This is a genomic window from Streptomyces sp. (assembly GCF_035645055.1).
Classification (GTDB): domain Bacteria; phylum Actinomycetota; class Actinomycetes; order Streptomycetales; family Streptomycetaceae; genus Streptomyces.
Genome location: NZ_DASQNH010000076.1, coordinates 308,259 through 328,016, shown reverse-complemented (window position 1 = coordinate 328,016; position 19,758 = coordinate 308,259). Strand labels below are relative to the sequence as shown.

The window sequence follows — 19,758 nt, the reverse complement described above, 5'->3', positions numbered from 1 at the left end:
CGAGTTCCTCGCCCGGCCCCCGATCGGCCAGCAGGCGGGCGGTGACCCCTGCCAGAGCCTGTAGAAAGGCCGAGACACCCCCTAGGCGCGCAGCGCGTTCACCCGTTCCACCACCGCCACCGTTCCGTCCTCCGCGCGCACCCGCGCGCCCAGCACCCGGGCCCGCTCCCGGATGGCGGGGTCGCGGGTCGCCCGTACCAGGGCCGGGGTCAGGGTCTCGGCGGTCAGGCGGCGCAGGGGCACCGCGCGGGGCGCCACACCCAGGGCGACCAGCCGGGCCGCCCAGAACCCGGCGTCGAACTGCACCGGCACCGGCACGGCGGGCACTCCGGCACGCACCCCGGCCGCCGTCGTGCCCGCACCCGCGTGGTGCACCACGGCGGCCATCCGCGGGAAGAGCACCGAGTGCGGCACCTCCCCGACGGTCAGCATGTCGTCCCCGGCGGCCGCCAGCTCGCCCCAGCCCCGCTGGAACACCCCGCGCAGCCCGGCCCGCCGCAGCGCGCGCACGATCTCGGCGCTCAGCCGCGCGGGGTCCGGCGGAGTGGCGCTGCCGAGACCGACGAAGACCGGCGCCGGGCCCGCGTCCAGGAAGTCCCGCAGCTCGGGCGGCAGGCCGGGCTCGCGGTCGTACGGCCACCAGTACCCGGCCACCTCCAGGCCGGGCCGCCAGTCGCGCGGCCGGGGCACCACCAGCGGGCTGAAACCGTGCAGCACCGGCCAGTTCGCGCGTTCCCGGGCCCGCCACGCGGCGCCCGGCCGCTGCCGCGGCAGTCCCAGGCGGTCGCGCACCTCCCGGACGGCCGCCGACAGGACCTGCTCCGCAGCCAGGCCCATGCCGTGCCCGGCGAGCCGGTTGCCGACGGCGCCCCACGATCCGGCGCCCAGCACCGACGGCGGAAACTCCCGCGTGGCGGCCAGCGGTTGCAGATACAGGCCCACGCTCGGCAGCCGCAGCCCCTCGGCGACGCTGTGCCCGAGCGGCACCAGCGAACCGGACAACAGCAACATCTCGCTGCTCTGGGCCGCCGCGAGCAGGTCGTCGGTCATCCGTCCGGCGACGGCCCGGGCCATCGCGGCCAGCCGCACCATCTTGCCCACCGCGCTCACGCTGCGGCTCAGTCCCCGCCCCTGCGGCGTCTCCAGCTCGGCCCGGGGATCCACCGCAAGCGCGTGGAACCCGACCCCCGAACCCGCCACCAGCGGTGCGAAACGGTCATGGGTCACCAGCGTCACCTCGTGCCCGGCCCGCACCAGCGCCTGCCCGAGCCCGGTGAAGGGGGCCACGTCACCCCGGGAGCCCGCCGTCATGATCGCCACCCGCACACCGACCAGTATGACGCCCGGGCCTGCGCTCCGGGAGGGCCCCGGAGGAACGCGACGCGCCGGGACCGGTGCTACCGCTGTTCGACCGCCACCCGCAGGGGTGCCCGGAAGGACAGCAGGCCCAGCATCGGCGGGGCCTCGTCCTCGGCCTGCCGGATGCGGGGCAGACGGCGTGCCGCCTGCCGCAGGGCCACCGCCGCCTCCGTGCGCGCCAGGGAGGCGCCCGGGCAGCGGTGGCGGCCGACGCCGAAGGCCAGGTGCTGCCGTACGTCCGCCCGGTGCGGGCACATCCGCTCCGGCGCGGTGAACACCTCCGGGTCCGATCCGCTGCCCATCAGCATCAGAAGCAGCTGGGCGCCCTCGGGCAGGCCCACCCCGCCCAGGGTGACCGGCCGCCCGGTGACCCGCCGCCAGGTCGTCACCGGCGGCTCGCGGCGCAGCACCTCCTCGACCCAGGCCTCGGCGAGGCCCGGCTCGTCGGCGAGGCGCGGCCACAGCCCGTCCTCGGCCAGTGCCCGGCGCAGCACGGTCGCGAGGAGCTGGCCCGTGGTGGACTGCCCGGCGACGAACACGAAGAAGCAGGCGCCGACCGCGGTCTCGGCGTCGAGCGGCTCCCCGTCGGGCAGCCGGTGGCCGGCCAGGGCCGCGACGAACGAACCGGGCGACGCCGTGCCGGCGCGCACGGTCCGGGTCAGCCACTGGTGGAACTCGGCGACGAGCGGGGCCAGTTCGAGCTGGCGCTCGGGTGTGGGCCGGCCCCAGAACAGTTCCAGCGAGGCATCGCTCCAGCGGATCAGGGTGGCCGGGGGGACGCCGTCGATGCCGAGCAGTTCCATCAGCACCCGGCACGGCAGCACCTGGGCGAAGGAGGCGAACAGGTCGCCGCCGCCCGAGGCGTCGATGCGTGCGCCGGCCGTGGCGAGCAGTTCGTCGGCGATCCGCTCGATCACCGGTACGGCGGCGGCGACGCGCCGGGCGTTGAAGAACCGGGTGACGAGGCGGCGCAGTCCGGGGTGGCTGGCGGTGCCGTTGTTGGCCAGTGCCGGGGGAAGGCCGAAGCCCGCCCGGGCGAGCACCCGCAGCGCTCCGACCGGCAGCGGGGTGACGGCGTGCTGGGCGTTGTCGGGCCGGAAGGCGTCCGGGTCGAGCAGCACCCGGCGGATGTCCTCGTGGCGGCTGACCAGCCAGAGCCCGGTCCGCGGATCGTGGTGCACCGGCGCCTCGGCGCGCAGTGTGTCGAGCCAGGGATACGGGTCGCGGACGAAGCCCTCGCCGAAGAGATCCAGCAGGTCGAGGGCGTGATCGTGGGGTGCCGTGTCCGGAGCCGAGAGAGTCACGGCGGGACGCTAACACGTGACCGCCCGGCCACCGTCCGTGTGTGCGCGGCATCACCGCGCGCGTGTGGACGGCGTCACCCGGGCCCACCAGACCGGTGCGGCCCGAGGCGCGGGCCCCGGGGGCACCGGTGCGGCCCGAGGCCGGGTGCCCCGGGGCGCCGGGCTGCGGAGGACGGTGTCCCAGGAGGCCGATGGCCGGGGACCGGTTCTCCGGGGTTCGGTGCGGCCCGAGGCCGGTGTCACGGAAGGCCGGAGTCCGGGGGCCGGGGAGGCCGGAGTCCCGCGGCCAGGAGCGCCGGGGGCCGGGAGGCCGGTGCCCAGGGCGGGCGCCGGCCTCCCCGCGTCACGCCGCGAGCTGCCGCTCCGCCGCGTCGACCGTCTGCTCCAGGAGCGTGGCGATGGTCATCGGGCCGACCCCGCCCGGCACCGGGGTGATCAAGGAGGCCCGCTCCACGGCGGAGTCGAAGTCGACGTCGCCCACGTTGCCCGCGTTGTACCCGGCGTCGATCACCACCGCGCCCGGCTTGACGTCCTGGCCGCGGATCAGCCGGGCCCGCCCGACCGCGGCGACCACGATGTCCGCCTCCCGCACGGCCGCCGACAGGTCCCGGGTGCGCGAGTGGCAGTACGTGACCGTGGCGTCCCGGGCGAGCAGCAGCATCCCGGCCGGCTTGCCGAGGATCGCGCTGCGGCCCACCACGACGGCCCGCTTCCCGGCCGGGTCGACGCCGTACTCGTCCAGCAGCCGCATGATCCCGCCGGGCGTGCAGGACACGAAGCCGGGCAGGCCGAAGCTCATCGTGGCGAAGGAGGCGAAGGTGACGCCGTCGACGTCCTTCTCCGGCGCGATCGCCTCGAAGGCGGCCCGCTCGTCGATGTGGCCGCCCATCGGGTGCTGGAGCAGGATGCCGTGCACCCCCGGGTCCGCGGACAGCTCGCGCAGGGTGCCGACCAGGTCCTCGGTGGTCGTGGCGGCCGGCAGGGCGACGTGCCGGGAGGTGATCCCGGCCTTGCGGCACCGGTTCTGCTTCATCTTGACGTAGGTGACGGACGCCGGGTCCTCGCCCACCAGCACCGTCGCCAGACAGGGCGCGGTGCCGGTGCGGCCGGTGAGGTCGGCCGCGCGCTTCGCGGTCTCCTCGACGATGCGCGCGGCGAGCGCGGTGCCGTCCATGAGCCGGGCCTGGGACATGTTCCACTCCTGGGTCGATCGACCGGATCGCCCAGGCGCGCGGCATCGACTCTGCGTGGACCGCTCCCCGGTGGTACTCCACCTCAGCGCCAGTCACGGCCCCGGGCCAGCCTAACCGAGGCCGCGCCCGAGCCCGTGCCCGGCCCGGCACCCGCCACCCGGGGCCCGGCTACTCGTCCCAGGCCTGGATCATGGTCTGCTCGGCGATCTTCCCGTCGCGCAGCGTGACCATCGATTCGGCGAGCACCCGGACCCCGTCGGGGTACTCGCAGGACTCGCTGAACGCGGCCCGGTCGCCCTGGACGACACACTCCTCCAGCTTGTGCGCCATGTCCCGGCCGTAGACGTCGTCGAGCAGTTCGCCGATCTCGTCCCGCCCGCGCAGCACCCGCGGACGGCTGGGCTGGGTGTTGCGGTCGACGACCCGCAGTTGCGCGTCGTCCGCGTAGAGCGACATCAGCGTCGCCGAGTTGTGGCCTTCGATGCCCCGGCGCAGTGTCTCGGTGTCGAAGGCGGGGGTGGCCGCAGTGCCCATCGTGACCTCCTCGCAAGGGGTGCGGTCCGGCAGGACGGCGGACCGCGAAGGGCCTCTCCTACGAGCCTCCTCCGCCCCGGTGGCCCCGGCAAGCGCAGCGCGCGCAACCCCATCGGCACGCTCGACTCGCTCGGCGTCAGCGACCTGCCCGCCCCCCAAGGCCGCCCCTGCCGTGGCCGTCCGCTCAACTGCGGCCGCGGAACAACGTCCACCGGATCAACCGGCTGGACGAGCCGAACCAGGTCCTCGCCCCGGTCGCGCCGGTCGTCGGACTGCCGTACGCCATCGGTAGCGAGCGCGCCATCGAACGCGTCGCCGTCCCGGCCGGGCCCTCAGCCCGCCGCGGCGAGGAACTGCGTGGCCGCCAGCTCCGCGTACAGCGGGTCGGCGGCCACGAGTTCGCGGTGGGTGCCCACCGCGCGGACCCGGCCCGCGTCCATCACCACGATCCGGTCGGCCATCGTCACCGTCGACAGCCGGTGCGCGACCACCAGCACGGTGGTCGTCCGGGCCACATCGGCGACCGTGTCCCGCAGCGCCGCCTCGTTCACCGCGTCGAGCTGTGAGGTCGCCTCGTCCAGGAGCAGCAGCCGGGGGCGCCGCAGCAACGCCCGGGCGATCGCCACCCGCTGGCGCTCCCCGCCGGACAGCTTGGTGCCGCGATGCCCGACCAGGGTGTCCAGACCGCCGGGCAGCCGGGCCACCAGCCCGTCCAGGCGGGTCGTCTTCAGCACCCGGGCGATCGTGTCCTCGTCCGTGTCCGGATTGCCCAGCAGCAGGTTGTCCCGCAGCGAGCCGGACAGCACCGGGGCGTCCTGCTCGACATAGCCGATCGCGGACCGCAGCCGGGACAGGTCCCAGTCGGCGAGATTCCGGCCGTCCAGGGTGATCGCGCCCGACTCGGGGTCGTAGAACCGCTCGATCAGCGAGAAGACGGTGGTCTTGCCCGCCCCGGACGGGCCGACGAAGGCCGTCATGCCGCGCGGCGGCACGGAGAACGTCACGCCGTGGTGGACGTACGGCAGGTCGTCGGCGTAGCGGAAGCGGACGTCGGTGAAGGCGAGCGCGGCCGGTTCGGCGTCGGCGGTGGGCAGCGGGGCGGCCGGGGAGTGCGGCTCGGCGGGCAGCCGCAGCGCCTCCTGGATCCGGGTGAGGGCCGCGGCGCCGGTCTGGTACTGGGTGATCGCGCCGACGACCGACTGGATCGGCGACATCAGGTAGAAGACGTACAGCAGGAACGCGACCAGCGTGCCGATGTCGATCGCACCGGTGGCCACCCGGGCACCGCCCACCGCCAGCACCGTGATGAAGGCGATCTGCATCGCCAGCCCGGCCGTGTTGCCCGCGGCGGCCGTCCACTTGGCGGCGCGCACGCTCTGCCGCCAGGACTCCTCGGCGGCGGCGTGCAGCGTCCGTTCCTCGCGGTGCTCGGCACCGGACGCCTTGACCGTGCGCAGCGCGCCCAGGACCCGCTCCAGCGAGGCGCCCATCGCGCCGACCGCGTCCTGCGCCTGCCGGCTGGCCCGGTTGATGCGCGGCACGATCAGTCCGAGCACGATGCCCGCGCCGAACACCACGCCGAGTGTGACCCCGAGCAGCACCGGATCGACCAGGCCCATCATCGCCACCGTCGCCACCAGGGTGAGCCCGCCGGTGCCCAGGCCGACCAGGGAGTCGGTGGTGACCTCGCGCAGCAAGGTGGTGTCCGAGGTGATCCGGGCCATCAGGTCGCCGGGCTCACTGCGGTCGACGGCGGCCACGCGCAGGCGCAGCAGATACGACGACAGCGCGCGCCGCGCACCGAGCACCACCGACTCGGCGGTGCGCCGCAGCACATACGAACCGATCGCGCCCAGCGTCGCGTTGGCGACCACCAGGGCCGTCATGAGCAGCAGCGCGCTCGCGATGGCCCGGTCGTGGGCGAGGTCGTCGATCAGCTCCCGCGCCACCAGGGGCAGCAGAAGGCCCGTGGCCCCGGTCACCAGGGAGAGCACCGCCCCGGCCAGCAGGGCCCCTCGGTGCGGGCGGACATAGCCGAGAAGCAGCCGCCACGGGGGAGGGCCGGTGGTGGTGTCTGCGCGGGTCACGGTGCTCCTTCGCCGGTGGCGGCCAGTGTCGACGGAGCGTTCAGGCTACGACGGTCGACACGGACGGGCCTCCTCATTTCCCGGGGGGACCGCGCACCTCGGCCGGAGGAAGCCACCGTGGCCGGCGGGCGTGGCCGGAAAGTGCCCTGCCCGCCTGTCACCCGTGCCTTTACCGATCGGCCGGCCATAGGGTCGGCAGCGGGACGGACCCGCCGAGAGAAAGGGATCAGCACCATGGCGCAGGAAGTGCGCGGCGTGATCGCACCGGGCAGAGACGAGCCGGTGCGGATCGAGACGATCGTCGTACCCGACCCGGGGCCGGGTGAGGCCGTCGTGCGCGTCCAGGCCTGCGGGGTCTGCCACACCGACCTGCACTACAAGCAGGGCGGCATCACCGACGAGTTCCCGTTCCTGCTCGGCCACGAGGCCGCGGGCGTGGTCGAGGCGGTCGGCGACGGCGTCACCGAGGTGGCGCCCGGCGACTTCGTCGTCCTCAACTGGCGTGCCGTGTGCGGACGGTGCCGGGCCTGTCTGCGCGGGCGCCCCTGGTACTGCTTCGACACCCACAACGCCCAGCAGAAGATGACCCTCGCCGCCACCGGGCGGGAACTGGCCCCGGCCCTCGGCATCGGTGCCTTCGCCGAGAAGACCCTCGTCGCGGCCGGGCAGTGCACCAAGGTGGACCCCGCCGTCGCCCCCGAGGTGGCCGGGCTGCTGGGCTGCGGAGTGATGGCGGGCATCGGCGCCGCGATCAACACCGGCGACGTGGGCCGGGGCGACACGGTCGCCGTCATCGGCTGCGGCGGTGTCGGCGACGCCGCCATCGCCGGATCACGGCTGGCCGGCGCGGCGAGGATCATCGCCGTCGACATCGACGACCGCAAGCTCGCCACCGCCCGCACCATGGGCGCCACCCACACCGTCAACTCCCGGGAGACCGACCCGGTCGAAGCGATCCGCGAGCTGACCGGCGGCTTCGGCGCCGACGTCGTCATCGAGGCGGTCGGCCGCCCCGAGACGTACACCCAGGCCTTCTACGCCCGCGACCTGGCCGGCACCGTGGTCCTCGTCGGCGTGCCCACCCCGGAGATGAAGCTCGAACTCCCGCTGCTGGACGTCTTCGGCCGCGGCGGCGCGCTGAAGTCCTCCTGGTACGGCGACTGCCTCCCCTCCCGCGACTTCCCGATGCTCATCGACCTGCATCTGCAGGGGCGCCTGGACCTCGGCGCGTTCGTCACCGAGACGATCGCGCTCGACGAGGTGGAGAAGGCGTTCGAGCGGATGCACCAGGGTGACGTACTGCGCTCGGTGGTGGTGCTGTGACGACCGCCCGCATCGAACGCCTCGTCACCTCCGGGCAGTTCAGCCTCGACGGTGGCACCTGGGACGTCGACAACAACGTCTGGCTGGTCGGCGACGATCACGAGGTCGTCGTCATCGACGCCGCCCACGACGCCGACGCCATCGCCGAGGCCGTCGGCTACCGCCGCCTCGCCGCCATCGTGTGCACCCACGCCCACAACGACCACATCGGCGCCGCACCCGCCCTCGCCGACCGCACCGGCGCCGTCATCTGGCTGCACCGCGACGACCTGCCGCTGTGGAAGCAGACCCACCCGGACCGCGAACCCGACGCCTGGCTGCGCGACGGCCTGGTGATCGAGGCCGCCGGCGCCGACCTCACCGTGCTGCACACCCCCGGGCACGCCCCCGGCGCGGTCTGCCTCCACGACCCCGGCCTCGGCGCCGTCTTCACCGGAGACACCCTCTTCCGGGGCGGCCCCGGCGCCACCGGCCGCTCCTTCTCGCACTTCCCGACCCTCATCGACTCCATCCGCGCCCGGCTGCTCACCCTCCCGCCGGAGACGAAGGTCCTCACCGGGCACGGGGACGCCACCACGATCGGCGCCGAGGCACCGCATCTGGAGGAGTGGATCGCGCGCGGTCACTGAGCGGCGCGGCGACACGGAATCCCGTCGCCGAAAAGAAGACAGAAGATGTCCGGCTTCCTCGGCACCCTCGTACCGACCGCGCACACGAGGAGGAGGCCGGACATGCCGGAACAGCACCTGAAGGGCAAGATCGCACTCGTCGCCGGGGCGACCCGGGGAGCCGGGCGGGGCATCGCCGTGGAACTGGGGGCGGCCGGCGCCACGGTGTACGTCACCGGCCGCAGCACCCGCGCCCGGCGCTCGGAGTACGACCGCCCCGAGACCATCGAGGACACCGCCGACCTCGTCACCCGGGCCGGCGGCACGGGCATCGCCGTACCCACCGACCACCTCGACCCCGCCCAGGTCCGTGCCCTCGTCGACCGCATCGCCCACGAGCGGGGCCGCCTCGACGTCCTCGTCAACGACATCTGGGGCGGCGAGAACCTGTTCGAGTGGGAGACCCCGGTCTGGGAGCACGACCTCGACAACGGGCTGAGACTGCTCAGGCTCGCGGTGGAGACCCACGCCATCACCAGCCACCACGCGCTGCCCCTGCTGCTGCGCCACCCCGGCGGCCTGGTGGTCGAGGTCACCGACGGCACCGCCGACTACAACCGCGACCACTACCGCAACTCGTTCTTCTACGACCTCGCCAAGACGGCCGTCCTGCGCATGGCGTTCTCCCTCGGCCACGAACTCGGCCCGCGCGGCGCCACCGCCCTCGCCCTCACCCCGGGCTGGCTGCGCTCGGAGATCATGCTGGAGCACTTCGGGGTGCGCGAGGACAACTGGCGCGACGCCCTCGACAAGGTCCCGCACTTCGCCATCTCGGAGACCCCGCGCTACGTCGGCCGCGCCGTCGCCGCCCTCGCCGCCGACCCCGGCGTGGCCCGTCACAACGGCGCCTCCCTCTCCAGCGGCGGCCTGGCCCGGGAGTACGGCTTCACCGACCTCGACGGCAGCCGCCCCGACGCCTGGCGCTACCTCGTCGAGGTGCAGGACCCGGGCAAGCCCGCGGACACCACCGGCTACCGCTGAGCACGGCCGCTGCCGCTGCCGCTGCCGCCGCCGTCGGCGGCAGCGGCCGGCGCGCCGGGTGCCCCGGCGGCAGCGCCAGACCGGCGCGCACCGCCGCGTAGTACCTCTCGCGGGCCGCCCGTTGCCGCTCCAGCAGGTCCTCCCAGGCCGCTGCGTCGCGCGTCCCGGCCCGCGGGAACGTTTCCATCTCCAGCACCGCGAGCACCCGGGACCGCGCGGTGTCCACCACCTCGCGGCTGCCCAGCAGGAGCAGCGCCTCACCGGCCGGGTCCCGGGCGTCCGCCGCCTCGGTCAGCAGCGGCTCCGCCGCCTTGGGGGGGCGGGTGCGGGTGCGGGTCGTTGCCGAGGTGGGCCGCCACCCGGTACGTCAGGGTGGCGGTCTTCTTCAACTGGCGCGCGTAGTCGGCGTACGCCGCCAGCCGGCGTTCCTCCCAGCGGGCCGCCTGCTCCCGGCGGAACCGGACCTGCTCACCTCGCATGACCACCGGACAGGAACCGAGAGCACCCATCACCACACCGAGCGGTGCGGGCAGTTGCTGGATGCACGCGGACACGGGACGCACGCTGTCCGCAACAGGATCACCGTAGTGACACTTAAACATCCCTGTAGATCTCTTCACTTGTCCTGCCCGATCCCCTCGGGCACCGTTCTCCTGTGCAGAGCGAGCCACAGACCGCCCCGAAGCCCCCCGCCCCCGCACCGCCCGCCTCCCCCTGGCACGCCCGCGACTTCCGCACCCTCTTCGCCGCCACCACGCTCAGCCAGCTGGGCACCAACGTCGGCTACGTCGCCGTCCCCCTGGTCGCGGTGGCCGCGCTGGACGCGGGCCCCGGGCAGGTCGGTGCCCTCGCCACCCTCAGCACCCTGGCGTTCCTGCTGATCGGGCTGCCGGCCGGAGCGTGGGTGGACCGGATGAGACACCGGCGGGTGCTGATCGGCGCGGACCTCGCCCGCTCCCTGCTGTTCGCCTCCGTGCCGCTGGCCTGGTGGCTCGACGCGCTCACCCTCGGCCAGCTCTACACGGTGGTGCTGCTCACCGGCTGCGCCACGGTCTTCTTCGACATCGGCTCGCAGAGCGTGCTGCCCCAACTGGTCGGCCGGGACGCCCTGGTGGGGGCGAACGCCGCCGTCGTCAGCCTCCAGGCGGCCGGCAACGTGGCCGGGCGCGGCCTCGGCGGCGGCCTCGTCCAGCTGCTCACCGCCCCCGTCGCCGTGCTCTGCGCGGCCGTGGCCCACTTCGCCTCCGCGCTCCGGCTCATCGCCCTGCGCGGCGGCACGGACCCGCGGCCCCCGGCGTCCCGTACGCGACTGACCGCCCAGATCGCCGAGGGCCTGCGCCACGTCCTCGGCAACTCCGAACTGCGCGCCCTCGCGCTCACCGCCTCGCTCACCAACCTCGGGTCGCAGATCGTGAACACCATGCTGCCCGTGCTGTTCGTGCGGGAACTGCACCTCTCGGCGAGCGTCCTGGGCCTGTACTGGGCCGCGGGCGGCCTCGGCCTCCTGCTCGGCGCCCGGTGCGCCCGCCCGCTCGCCGCCCGCCTCGGACTCGGCCGCACCCTCGCCCTGGCCGGCCCGTTCCTGGCACCCGCCGCCCTCCTCGTCCCGCTCATCGGCCGCGGGCCCTGGCTCTGGCTGGCCGGGGCGGGCTGGGCGCTGGCGATGTTCAAGACCGGCATGGACAACGTCCTCGGGGTCAGCCTCCGGCAGGGGATGACCCCGGACGCCCTCCTCGGCCGGATGAACGCCACCTTCCGCTGCATGCTGACCGGAGCCCTCGCGGTCGGCGCGGCCCTGTCGGGCCTGCTCGGCGAGGTGGCGGGTGTCCGGGCCACCCTCTGGACCGGCGGCGCGCTGCTGGCGGTGGCCTTCCTGCCGGTGCTGCTCTCCCCGGTCCGCGGACGCCGCGCGCTCCCGGGGGAGGAGGCCAGGACGCGTACCGCGTCACCTCGGTGATCGCGCGGTCGCGGCATGAGCCGTCTCACATCCGCCCACACCCGTACAACCTTCCAGGCGTGGCAGACGTCTATCTCTCAGACATCCGCCGCAAGGGAAGGGCAAGGCTGGACATGGGGGACAAAAGCAGACGAGCTGCCGTCGTTCTGGGTGCCACCGCGCTGGTGGCGCCGCTCACGCTGGCGGCCGGCGCCGGATCGGCGCAGGCCGCGAGTTGTACGACGCAGACCGGGCCGTATCAGAAGCAGGTCGAGAAGTTCCTCGGCCGGCCGGTCGACGGACGGCAGTCCGCCGCCGACTGCAAGGCGATCCAGGCCTTCCAGACCAAGCACGGCATCCAGCCGAACGCCGGCTACGCGGGGCCCGTCACCTGGGGTGTGATGGACCTCATGCTGAAGCAGAAGGCCGTCGGGAACAAGCCGAACAAGGACGGCAAGTGCCCGGTGAACAAGGGCCGTATCGCCTGCGTGAACCTCACCCTCCAGCTGAGCTGGATCCAGGACGGCAGCAGGCTCGTCTACGGCCCGGTCCCGGTCCGCACCGGCCGCGACGGCTACGAGACGCGCACCGGCCTGAAGAAGGTCTACTGGCGCAACATCGACCACGTCTCGTCGATCTACGACGTGCCGATGCCCTACGCCCAGTTCTTCGACGGCGGCCAGGCCTTCCACTCCGTCGGTGTGAGCATGTGGAACCCGCCGGGCTCGCACGGCTGCGTCAACATGACGAAGACCGACGCCAAGAAGTACTGGTCGCTGCTGAAGAAGGGCGACGACGTCTTCGTCTACGGCCGCAAGCCGGGCACCTGAGGGCCTGGGTGTGGTGGGCAGGCGAACTGCCGCGGGAGTTCGCCCAGATGGGAGTGATGAGCAACACGGTCTGATATGTCCGGTTCGCTCCCGTTCGCTCACATGGTCTTCACCTCGGGCGCCGTATGCTTCACAGTATGTCCACCAGTGTTGAAGCCGTTTCCGAGCGATCGGCCGCGGAGGTCAACGAGGAGATCCGGGCCCTGTGGCTCCGGTCGGGCGGGACACTGAACACCGAGCAGCGCAAGGAATACCAGCGGCTCGTGATGGAGTGGGCCGACCGCACCTCGGTCGCCTGATCCCCCCCCGATCCTCGGTCAGCCCCAGCTCGCCGAGTACTGGCGCTGGTAGGCCCTGCGGTCCTGCTCCGTGCGGATCCACCGCGTGGCCGCCAGCGCGACCAGACTTCCCGCCACGACCAGCAGCCCCGGACCGGTGTTCCGCGGGTCCGCCAGCCGTGCGTACAGGGACGGAGCCTCCTCACCGCCCGCCGTCGGGGTCTGCGCACCCGGTGCGATCGCGTTCTGCGTCGCGGAGGAGCCGGGGCCCGGCGAGGGCGAGCCCGCCGCGGTGATCAGCCGCACCCCGAGCGCATCCATCGCCGTCGTCACCGGCTGGAAGAAGGTCGTCCCCCCGGTACGGCAGTCCCCGCTGCCACCCGAGGTCACCCCCAGCGCGATCCCCGCCGCGAACAGCGGCCCGCCGCTGTCGCCGGGTTCGGCGCAGACATCCGTCTCGATCAGTCCCGTGACCGTGCCCTCCGGATAATTCACCGTCGCGTCCAGCGCGGTCACCCGCCCGTCGCGCAGTCCCGTGGTGCTGCCGCTGCGGAACACCCGCTGTCCGACGGCGGGCTCGGCCGCCCCGGTGATCCGCACTCCCTTGTCCGCACCGACCGCCACCACGTCGGCGCCCTCGCCCGCCCGGCCCCCGGTGTACCGCACCAGCGAGTAGTCGGCTCCCGGAAAGCTCCCGGCGACCGTGCGGCCCACCTCCCGCGTGCCCTGGCCGTCGGCGAACCAGACGGACCCGGTGGGCCCGCAGTGCCCGGCCGTGAGGATGAAGTCGCGCCGTCCGTCGGTCACGTTGAACCCGGCCGAACAGCGTCCGCTCGTCGACAGAATGGGCCGCGCCCCGTTCAGACGGGTGGTGAAGGTGCCCGCGAAGCGCTCCATCCGGACGTGACCGCCGATGTCCTCGGCGAGTTCGGTGAGGACGGTCCAGTCGGCGGCGGAGACGGTGCGGTCGGCGCGTACCACCACCTCGTTGCGGCGGTAGTCCACCGCCCAGGCCGTGCCGGCCACCCGCGGCGCCGCACGAAGCGCCGCGGTGGCCGACCTCAGCTCGCTCAGACTGTGCCGGACGACCTTCGGTGTGGCGCCCGCCCGGCGCACCTCGGCGGCCGTGTCCCGGTCGGTGACCGCGACCACCGGCCGCCCGTCGGCACCGATCCAGCTGCCCGCGGTGCGCTCGGCACCGAGCCGCCGGACCAGCTCCGCGCCGCCGGCCGGCGGCGGGTCCGGCGGCGGGCTCGCCACGGCCTGGGTGACCATCGTCGCCCCGAGCAGCAGACCGCCGACGGCCGCCAGCCGTGCCGCTCGCCGGACGATACGTCGTCGTACGTGCCTCATGCATGGCTCCCGAACCCCGAACGCGCGGTGCCCGCACCGCGGAGGGCCTCCGGTGGTCGAGCGCCCCCCTTGGCATACGTGCCGGGAGCCGGGCCCGTTCACCCGGCCCGCGGCTGATCACTCCGCTCCGGGGGGCACGTTCCGGCTCGCGTCAGTTCTTGCGGGCCATCCCGCCGAACATCGCCACCTCTTCGGGCTCGGCCCCGTGAGCGTTCTCAGGGCGCCAGCGCGAGCAGGAGACGACACCGGGCTCCAGCAGCTCCAGCCCGTCGAAGAAGCGGATGACGTCCTCGGGGGTGCGCTGGGTCAGCTTCGGGGTGCCGTGCTCGTTCCAGAACTTCACCGCCTCGTCCACGTCCGGCATGGACGGTGAGGTGATGGTGTGCGACAGCACCAGATGGCTGCCCGCCGGCAGGGCGTCCATCAGCCGCCGCACCAGGCCGTACGGGTCCTCGTCGTCGCCGATGAAGATGACCACGCCGAGCAGGACCAGCGCCACCGGCTCACTGAAGTCCAGCGTCTTGGAGGCGTGTTCGAGGATCGCGTCGACATTGCGCAGATCCTCGTCCAGGTAGTCGGTGCGGCCCTCGGGCGTGCTGGTGAGCAGCGCGCGGGCGTGCGCGAGGACGAGCGGGTCGTTGTCGACGTAGACGATCCGCGCCTCCGGGGCGAGCCGCTGGGCGACCTCGTGGGTGTTGTCGGCGGTCGGCAGCCCGGTGCCGATGTCCAGGAACTGGCGGATCCCCGCCTCCTCGACGAGATGCCGCACGGCGCGGCCCAGGAAGAGCCGGTCGGCCCGCGCGTACTCGCCGATGCCCGGGTGGAGCTGGCGGATCTGGTCCCCGGCCGCGCGGTCGACCTCGTAGTTGTCCTTGCCGCCCAGCCAGTAGTTCCAGATCCGGGCCGTGTGCGGCTGGGAGGTGTTGATGCGCTCGCGCAGGGAATCGGCCACGCCGTCCGTGGTGGGCGGGTTCTCGGTCACGGGATCAGCTCCTGGGATGCCGGAATGCGTAGGGACGCGGTGAGCGTCAAGGAGCAATCTAGACGGACCAGTTGATCATTGCCGATCCCCCTGCACGTTTTGCCGGACCCCACCGGCTCTTAGGGTGTGCGCATGACCAGCATCCCGCAGGAGACGACCGGAGCCTTCAATCCGCTGCGCGTGCTCGGCCTGGACCGGCTGCGCCGCCGCACGAGTGTGAAGTGGCGCGCGTACCCGCAGGACGTGCTGCCGCTGTGGGTGGCCGAGATGGACGTCCCGCTCGCCGAGCCCGTGGTGCGCGCGGTCACCGAGGCGCTCGCACTCGGGGACACCGGCTATCCCGGCGGCACCGAGTACGCCGAGGCGCTGGCCGCCTTCGCGGCGCGGCGGTGGGGCTGGGACGGGCTGGCCGTGGAGCGGACCGCGCTGGTCCCGGATGTGATGCTGGGCGTCGTCGAGATGCTGAAACTCGTGACCGGCCCCGGGGACGCGGTCGTGGTCAGTCCGCCGGTGTACCCGCCGTTCTACGACTTCGTCACGCACATGGACCGGCGGGTGGCCGAGGCCCCGCTCGGTTCCGGCCCGCGCCTGGACTTCGACGTGCTGGAGGCGGCCTTCCGCGAGGCGGCCGGGGGCGGACGACGGGCCGCGTACCTGCTGTGCAGCCCGCACAATCCGACCGGGACCGTGCACACCGCCGAGGAGCTGTCCGCAGTCGCCGACCTCGCCGAGCGGTACGGGGTGCGGGTCGTGGCCGACGAGGCGCACGCCCCGCTGGTCCTGCGCGGCGCCCGGTTCGTGCCGTATCTGAGTGTGCCCGGGGCCGAGCGCGGGCTGTCGCTGATGTCGGCGTCCAAGGCGTGGCACCTCGCCGGGCTCAAGGCGGCCGTCGCCGTCGCGGGTCCGGAGGCCGCCGCCGATCTGGCCCGGCTGCCGGAGGAGGCCGGCGACGGATGCAGCCACCTCGGCGTCATCGCGCACACCGCCGCGCTGCGCGACGGCACCGCCTGGCTGGACGCCCTGCTGGCCGGGCTGGACGAGAACCGGCGGCTCTTCGCGGACCTGCTCGCCGAGCACTTGCCCGAGGTGGTCTACCGCCCTGGCGACGGCACCTATCTCGCCTGGCTCGACTGCCGTGCCCTCGGCCTCGGCGACGACCCGGCGCAGGCCTTTCTGGAGCGCGGCCGGGTCGCCCTGAGCTCCGGCCTGGCGTACGGCACGGGCGGCGCCGGGCATGTCCGGCTGAACCTGGCCACCTCACCCGAGGTGCTCACCGAGGCGGTACGGCGGATGACGCGGACGGCGCGGTGATCGGTGAGACACGGCCGCCCGGAATCGCGGGCACGGACGAGACGCCCCAGCCGATCGGGGCGCGGGACGGCCGGCATCCGGCTGACGCCCCGGGCCGTACGACCCGTCCGGGCCTCGCTCAGCTCCAGGCGCGGTAGGGCTCGTCGACCAGCTGGAAGACGGGCTCGCCGCGCACCGGGTCCTTCGCCGTGGACAGCCGTACCCGGTCGCCGCTGTGGATGCCGATGGGCGGGCCCATGACCCGGCCCCGCACCACGAAGCCCTCCGCCATCTCTATCAGCGACACATTGCGCGCGGCCGGGGTGTTGCGGTGCACCACCGTGGAGTGGCGGACCGTGCCCGTGCCCTCGCTGCGCTCCGTGCGCAGATCGCTGCCCTGGCACACCGGACACAGCAGCCGGTGGTACATCGCCGTGCCGCACCAGGTGCAGCGCTGGAAGAGGATGGTCTCCTCATCCGCCGCCCGGTGCTCGATCGTGGGGGCGAGGACCCCCGCCGCGGAGCCGGCTCCCTGCTGAGCGGCGCTTCCTGAGTGGTGGTACACGCTGGTCAACTCCCTGCGCTCGGCCGGAATCCCGCGTGCGCGGTTCACCGTGCACGCCTGTGCCCGGTTCGCGGTGCCACCGTGCACGCCGCCAGGCTATGGCACTGAGTGCCACACGTAAAGGCACTCCGTACCCCGAATTTCGGCCGCGCTCAGTCCCGGCCGAGCGTGGTCTCGATCTCCTGCACCACCCGCCACAGCGGCGCCCCCCGCCGGGAGACGACCACCACCACGTCCTCGGGACGTTCGTCGGCGGGCGGCGCCGGGGCCGCGCCGAAGGCCGACTGCACAAAGCCCAGCGCGTGGTCCACGGCCGCGCCCGCGTCGCCCTGCCCGTCGGAGCGCAGCCAGGACCGCAGCGCGTTGTTGTGCGCCGCCACGACGGCCGCCGCGATCACGTCGGCGCGCAGCGTGCCGTCGCGCCGCCCGGCGAAGCGCCCGCGCAGATAGTCGGCGAGGGCCCGCTCGTAGCGCCACACCACCGACAGCTCGTAGGCGCGCAGCCCCGGCACCTTCTTGGTGAGCCGGTAGCGCTGCACCGAGAAGGCCGGGTTCTCCGCGTACATCCGCAGCACCAGCCGGGCCGCGTCGCAGACCCGGGCCACCGGCTCGTCGTCCTCCTCGCCGGCCGCCAGGAAGGCCTCCATGTCGGCCAGGCAGCGCTCGTGGTCGGGGAAGACCACGTCCTCCTTGGACGGGAAGTAGCGGAAGAACGACCGCCGCCCGACCCCGGCCAGCGCCACGATGTCGTCGACGGTGGTCTGTTCGTAGCCCCGTTCCAGGAACAGCCGGAAGGCCGCCGCGACCAGGGCGTCCCGCATGGGTGGTTTCGCGCCCGCCGCCCGCGCCTTCTCGCCGCCCCCGGACGCCGCACTGCTGGAATTCATGGACGGGAACGTTACACGGCGATGGCACTCAGTGCTGTGCGGAAAGGGAACTGAGTGCCCCGGTCGGCCCTCCGCATACTCTTTCCGCACCTCAGCGCCGTCCTACCCGAGGAGCCCCCGATGCCGCGCGCCCGCCTGCTGTACATCACCGACCTGGCCTATCCGGCGCGCGGGCGGCGCTACTGCGACGAGGACATCGAGCTGACCTCCCGGCTGCGCGAGGACTTCGACCTCGCCCTGTGCCATCCACGGGACGCGCTCGCGCTGATGGACGCCTTCGACGCCGTCGTCGTCCGCAACAGCGGCCCCGTCCTCGCCTACCAGGACGCCTACGACGCCTTCCGCGCGCACGCGCTGCGCACCGGGGCGCGGGTCTACAACCAGCTGACCGGCCGGGCGGACATGGCCGGCAAGCGGTACCTGCTCGACCTGAGCGCGGCGGGCTTCCCCGTCATCCCCACCGTGGACCGCGCGGCCGACCTGGAGCGGCTGCCGCGCGCGGAGCGCTATGTGGTCAAGCCCAAGCTCGGCGCCGACTCGATAGGCCTGCGGATCGTCACCGCGGGGGAACTGCCCGGCCTCGCCGACGGCACCGTCCTCGTCCAGCCGCGTGTCGACTTCGCCTACGAGGTGTCGTTCTACTTCGTCGACCAGGACTTCCAGTACGCCCTGTACGCTCCGGACCCCGAGCGGCGCTGGGCTCTCCAGCCGTACGAACCCAGCCCCGAGGACCTGGAGTTCGCCCGGCGCTTCATCGAGTGGAACACCGTCGGGCACGGCGTCCAGCGGGTCGACGCCTGCCGTGCCCCGGACGGCGGGCTGCTGCTGGTCGAGCTGGAGGACCTGAATCCGTATCTCTCCCTCGACGCGCTCCCGACGGACCGGCGCGAGGCGTTCGTCGGGGCGCTCAAGGCCGCGTTGCACCGGTTCCTCCGCGCCGCCTGACCCTCGGCCGCCGCGACTCAGTCGGCCTCCTCCGCCCCGGCGGCGGAGAACCGGGCCACCGCCGCGGCCACCTCCCGCCGCAGCGGCTCCGGCAGCGGATCGCCCTGAACGGCCTCCACCAGACCGTCCGCGAGCCGGTACAGCTTGGTGTTGGTGCGCTGGGAGACGGCGACCAGCACCTCCCAGGCGTCCTCCGGGGTCAGTCCGAACGACGCCATCAGCACCCCGCGCGCCAGGTCGATGGTCGGCCGGGTCTGCATGGCCCGGCGCAGCTGGACGACCTCCACGCCCAGTTCCGGCCCGTCGCCGGGTTCCCCGGCGGCGGGCGCGAACAGCGACTGAGTGCCGGTCAGGGAGAGCAGCCGGTCGACGATGGGGGAGACGGCCCGGAAGGTGACCGACTTGCCCTCGCCCCGGGCCTGCTCGCGGAGGGCGAGCAGCACGTTCAGGCCCGAGCAGTCGCAGAAGCCGACGCCGCTCAGATCCAGATCGATGCCGTCGTGCGTGTCCGAGAGGGCGGCGCGGAGGGCCGCGCGCAGTTCCTCGCCTACGTCCAGGCCCAGTTCGCCGGAGACGGCCACGTGCGTCCGGCTTCCGTCGGGACGGGTGCGAACGGTCAGTCCAGGGCTCCCGACCGTCGCCGACGGGTGGTCCTCAGACATCGGCATGGCCGACTCTCCCTCGGATCTCTGCCTGCCTTCCGTTACAGGCTGTATCCCGACACGACATACGTCAAGAGATACATGAAATGCGTTTCGCGTTTTTGTGTACGGGAACCGTTGGTCCTATGATGGCGGCATGGGTGGAGTGCCTGAGCCGCATATTGGATGGACGTTCCTCACCAATCACGCACGAGTACTGGCCGCCATCGCCGATGATCGCAACGCGCGGATCCGCGACATCGCCGCGCACTGCCGGCTGACGGAACGCGCCGTGCAGAAGATCATCGCCGACCTGGAGCAGGCCGGTTACCTCTCGCACAGCCGGGAGGGGCGCACGAACACGTACCGCATCGAGCCGGGCAAGGTGCTGCGGCACCCGGCCGAGGCGGGGCTGACGGTCGCGTCCCTGCTGTCGGTGCTCGCCCGGGACGAGGCCCGTCGCAGCCGGCCCGCGGACGCCGGGGCGACCGTGGGTGACCGGGTCTGACGGCCGGAGGCCCCGCGCGGCCGCTTTCCTCCTGCGCGGGCCCACTCGCCACCCCGGCCCCACCAGCCACCCGCGAGCCGGTCCGTCGCGACGC

The 19,758-nt window shown here is 73.5% G+C and carries 19 protein-coding genes, 1 pseudogene and 1 riboswitch; of the genes and pseudogenes, 9 read left to right on the top strand and 11 right to left on the bottom strand.

Annotation, left to right across the window (positions count from 1 at the left end):
- Positions 1-81: 81 nt before the first annotated feature.
- The 5 genes from VE614_RS25620 to VE614_RS25600 form a co-directional block, all read right to left on the bottom strand.
- A complete protein-coding gene (locus tag VE614_RS25620; RefSeq protein ID WP_324942019.1) occupies positions 82-1,311 on the bottom strand; it encodes a glycosyltransferase in 1,230 nt (409 codons plus the stop codon).
- A gap of 86 nt (positions 1,312-1,397) precedes the next feature.
- Complete coding sequence (locus VE614_RS25615; RefSeq protein WP_324941663.1) at positions 1,398-2,663, bottom strand: cytochrome P450; 1,266 nt, start codon at positions 2,661-2,663, stop codon at positions 1,398-1,400.
- Positions 2,664-3,006: 343 nt separating this feature from the next.
- Complete coding sequence (locus VE614_RS25610) at positions 3,007-3,855, bottom strand: bifunctional 5,10-methylenetetrahydrofolate dehydrogenase/5,10-methenyltetrahydrofolate cyclohydrolase (RefSeq protein ID WP_324941660.1); 849 nt, start codon at positions 3,853-3,855, stop codon at positions 3,007-3,009.
- Positions 3,856-3,877: 22 nt separating this feature from the next.
- Positions 3,878-3,962: riboswitch (ZMP/ZTP riboswitch) on the bottom strand.
- Between the two features lie 62 nt (positions 3,963-4,024).
- Positions 4,025-4,390 (bottom strand): nuclear transport factor 2 family protein, encoded by a 366-nt coding sequence (locus tag VE614_RS25605; protein ID WP_324941657.1) that lies wholly within the window; start codon positions 4,388-4,390, stop codon positions 4,025-4,027.
- 332 nt (positions 4,391-4,722) lie between these two features.
- Positions 4,723-6,477, bottom strand: coding sequence for an ABC transporter ATP-binding protein (locus VE614_RS25600; RefSeq protein ID WP_324941654.1), 1,755 nt, complete (start codon positions 6,475-6,477; stop codon positions 4,723-4,725).
- Positions 6,478-6,711: 234 nt separating this feature from the next.
- Between VE614_RS25600 and VE614_RS25595 the strand changes: the two genes are divergently transcribed.
- From VE614_RS25595 to VE614_RS25585, 3 genes are all read left to right on the top strand, one after another.
- Positions 6,712-7,800: an S-(hydroxymethyl)mycothiol dehydrogenase gene (locus VE614_RS25595; protein ID WP_324941652.1), complete on the top strand. Its 1,089-nt coding sequence runs from the start codon at positions 6,712-6,714 to the stop codon at positions 7,798-7,800.
- Positions 7,797-8,429: an MBL fold metallo-hydrolase gene (locus VE614_RS25590; protein ID WP_324941649.1), complete on the top strand. Its 633-nt coding sequence runs from the start codon at positions 7,797-7,799 to the stop codon at positions 8,427-8,429. Before VE614_RS25595 ends, VE614_RS25590 begins: the two co-directional genes overlap by 4 nt.
- A 102-nt stretch (positions 8,430-8,531) precedes the next feature.
- Positions 8,532-9,449, top strand: a complete 918-nt coding sequence (locus VE614_RS25585; protein WP_324941646.1) for an SDR family oxidoreductase — start codon at positions 8,532-8,534, stop codon at positions 9,447-9,449.
- Here VE614_RS25585 and VE614_RS25580 read toward each other — a convergent pair.
- Positions 9,355-10,003, bottom strand: a pseudogene (locus VE614_RS25580) (hypothetical protein). The gene VE614_RS25585 and the pseudogene VE614_RS25580 overlap by 95 nt on opposite strands.
- Positions 10,004-10,104: 101 nt before the next feature.
- Here VE614_RS25580 and VE614_RS25575 point away from each other — a divergent pair.
- The 3 genes from VE614_RS25575 (at position 10,105) to VE614_RS25565 (ending at position 12,514) form a co-directional block, all read left to right on the top strand.
- Positions 10,105-11,406, top strand: coding sequence for an MFS transporter (locus VE614_RS25575; protein ID WP_324941643.1), 1,302 nt, complete (start codon positions 10,105-10,107; stop codon positions 11,404-11,406).
- Positions 11,407-11,519: 113 nt separating this feature from the next.
- Complete coding sequence (locus VE614_RS25570; protein WP_324941640.1) at positions 11,520-12,215, top strand: L,D-transpeptidase; 696 nt, start codon at positions 11,520-11,522, stop codon at positions 12,213-12,215.
- A 137-nt stretch (positions 12,216-12,352) separates the two neighbouring features.
- Positions 12,353-12,514 (top strand): hypothetical protein, encoded by a 162-nt coding sequence (locus VE614_RS25565; RefSeq protein WP_324942036.1) that lies wholly within the window; start codon positions 12,353-12,355, stop codon positions 12,512-12,514.
- An 18-nt stretch (positions 12,515-12,532) separates the two neighbouring features.
- Here the strand turns inward: VE614_RS25565 and VE614_RS25560 are convergent, their stop codons facing one another.
- Together VE614_RS25560 and VE614_RS25555 are read right to left on the bottom strand one after the other, a co-directional pair.
- A complete protein-coding gene (locus tag VE614_RS25560) occupies positions 12,533-13,846 on the bottom strand; it encodes a S1 family peptidase (RefSeq protein ID WP_324941637.1) in 1,314 nt (437 codons plus the stop codon).
- Between the two features lie 151 nt (positions 13,847-13,997).
- A complete protein-coding gene (locus tag VE614_RS25555; protein ID WP_324941634.1) occupies positions 13,998-14,828 on the bottom strand; it encodes an SAM-dependent methyltransferase in 831 nt (276 codons plus the stop codon).
- 132 nt (positions 14,829-14,960) lie between these two features.
- On the opposite strand from VE614_RS25555, the gene VE614_RS25550 reads away from it, so the two are divergent.
- The gene (locus tag VE614_RS25550; RefSeq protein WP_324941631.1) at positions 14,961-16,139 is read left to right on the top strand and encodes a MalY/PatB family protein; all 1,179 of its coding nucleotides are present in this window, start codon (positions 14,961-14,963) and stop codon (positions 16,137-16,139) included.
- Positions 16,140-16,257: 118 nt separating this feature from the next.
- On the opposite strand, the gene VE614_RS25545 is transcribed toward VE614_RS25550, so the two are convergent.
- Positions 16,258-16,683 carry a Zn-ribbon domain-containing OB-fold protein gene (locus VE614_RS25545; protein WP_324942016.1) on the bottom strand — a complete coding sequence of 142 codons (426 nt, stop codon included), beginning with the start codon at positions 16,681-16,683 and terminating at the stop codon, positions 16,258-16,260.
- A 152-nt stretch (positions 16,684-16,835) separates the two neighbouring features.
- Complete coding sequence (locus VE614_RS25540) at positions 16,836-17,570, bottom strand: TetR family transcriptional regulator (RefSeq protein ID WP_324941628.1); 735 nt, start codon at positions 17,568-17,570, stop codon at positions 16,836-16,838.
- A 120-nt stretch (positions 17,571-17,690) separates the two neighbouring features.
- On the opposite strand from VE614_RS25540, the gene VE614_RS25535 reads away from it, so the two are divergent.
- On the top strand, positions 17,691-18,515 hold the full coding sequence (locus tag VE614_RS25535; RefSeq protein WP_324941626.1) for a hypothetical protein: 825 nt from the start codon (positions 17,691-17,693) through the stop codon (positions 18,513-18,515).
- A 17-nt stretch (positions 18,516-18,532) separates the two neighbouring features.
- Here VE614_RS25535 and VE614_RS25530 read toward each other — a convergent pair whose 3' ends face one another.
- Positions 18,533-19,183, bottom strand: coding sequence for an STAS domain-containing protein (locus VE614_RS25530; RefSeq protein WP_324941623.1), 651 nt, complete (start codon positions 19,181-19,183; stop codon positions 18,533-18,535).
- Between the two features lie 130 nt (positions 19,184-19,313).
- Between VE614_RS25530 and VE614_RS25525 the strand changes: the two genes are divergently transcribed.
- The gene (locus VE614_RS25525) at positions 19,314-19,664 is read left to right on the top strand and encodes a helix-turn-helix domain-containing protein (RefSeq protein ID WP_324941620.1); all 351 of its coding nucleotides are present in this window, start codon (positions 19,314-19,316) and stop codon (positions 19,662-19,664) included.
- Positions 19,665-19,758 lie beyond the last annotated feature (94 nt).

Coding starts and splice junctions, on each gene's coding strand:
- VE614_RS25620 (WP_324942019.1), bottom strand. CDS start 1,311: ATGACGGCGGGCTCCCGGGGTGACGTGGCCCCCTTCACCGGGCTCGGG.
- VE614_RS25610 (WP_324941660.1), bottom strand. CDS start 3,855: ATGTCCCAGGCCCGGCTCATGGACGGCACCGCGCTCGCCGCGCGCATC.
- VE614_RS25605 (WP_324941657.1), bottom strand. CDS start 4,390: ATGGGCACTGCGGCCACCCCCGCCTTCGACACCGAGACACTGCGCCGG.
- VE614_RS25595 (WP_324941652.1), top strand. CDS start 6,712: ATGGCGCAGGAAGTGCGCGGCGTGATCGCACCGGGCAGAGACGAGCCG.
- VE614_RS25585 (WP_324941646.1), top strand. CDS start 8,532: ATGCCGGAACAGCACCTGAAGGGCAAGATCGCACTCGTCGCCGGGGCG.
- VE614_RS25570 (WP_324941640.1), top strand. CDS start 11,520: ATGGGGGACAAAAGCAGACGAGCTGCCGTCGTTCTGGGTGCCACCGCG.
- VE614_RS25565 (WP_324942036.1), top strand. CDS start 12,353: ATGTCCACCAGTGTTGAAGCCGTTTCCGAGCGATCGGCCGCGGAGGTC.
- VE614_RS25560 (WP_324941637.1), bottom strand. CDS start 13,846: ATGAGGCACGTACGACGACGTATCGTCCGGCGAGCGGCACGGCTGGCG.
- VE614_RS25550 (WP_324941631.1), top strand. CDS start 14,961: ATGACCAGCATCCCGCAGGAGACGACCGGAGCCTTCAATCCGCTGCGC.
- VE614_RS25540 (WP_324941628.1), bottom strand. CDS start 17,570: ATGAATTCCAGCAGTGCGGCGTCCGGGGGCGGCGAGAAGGCGCGGGCG.
- VE614_RS25535 (WP_324941626.1), top strand. CDS start 17,691: ATGCCGCGCGCCCGCCTGCTGTACATCACCGACCTGGCCTATCCGGCG.
- VE614_RS25530 (WP_324941623.1), bottom strand. CDS start 19,183: ATGCCGATGTCTGAGGACCACCCGTCGGCGACGGTCGGGAGCCCTGGA.
- VE614_RS25525 (WP_324941620.1), top strand. CDS start 19,314: ATGGGTGGAGTGCCTGAGCCGCATATTGGATGGACGTTCCTCACCAAT.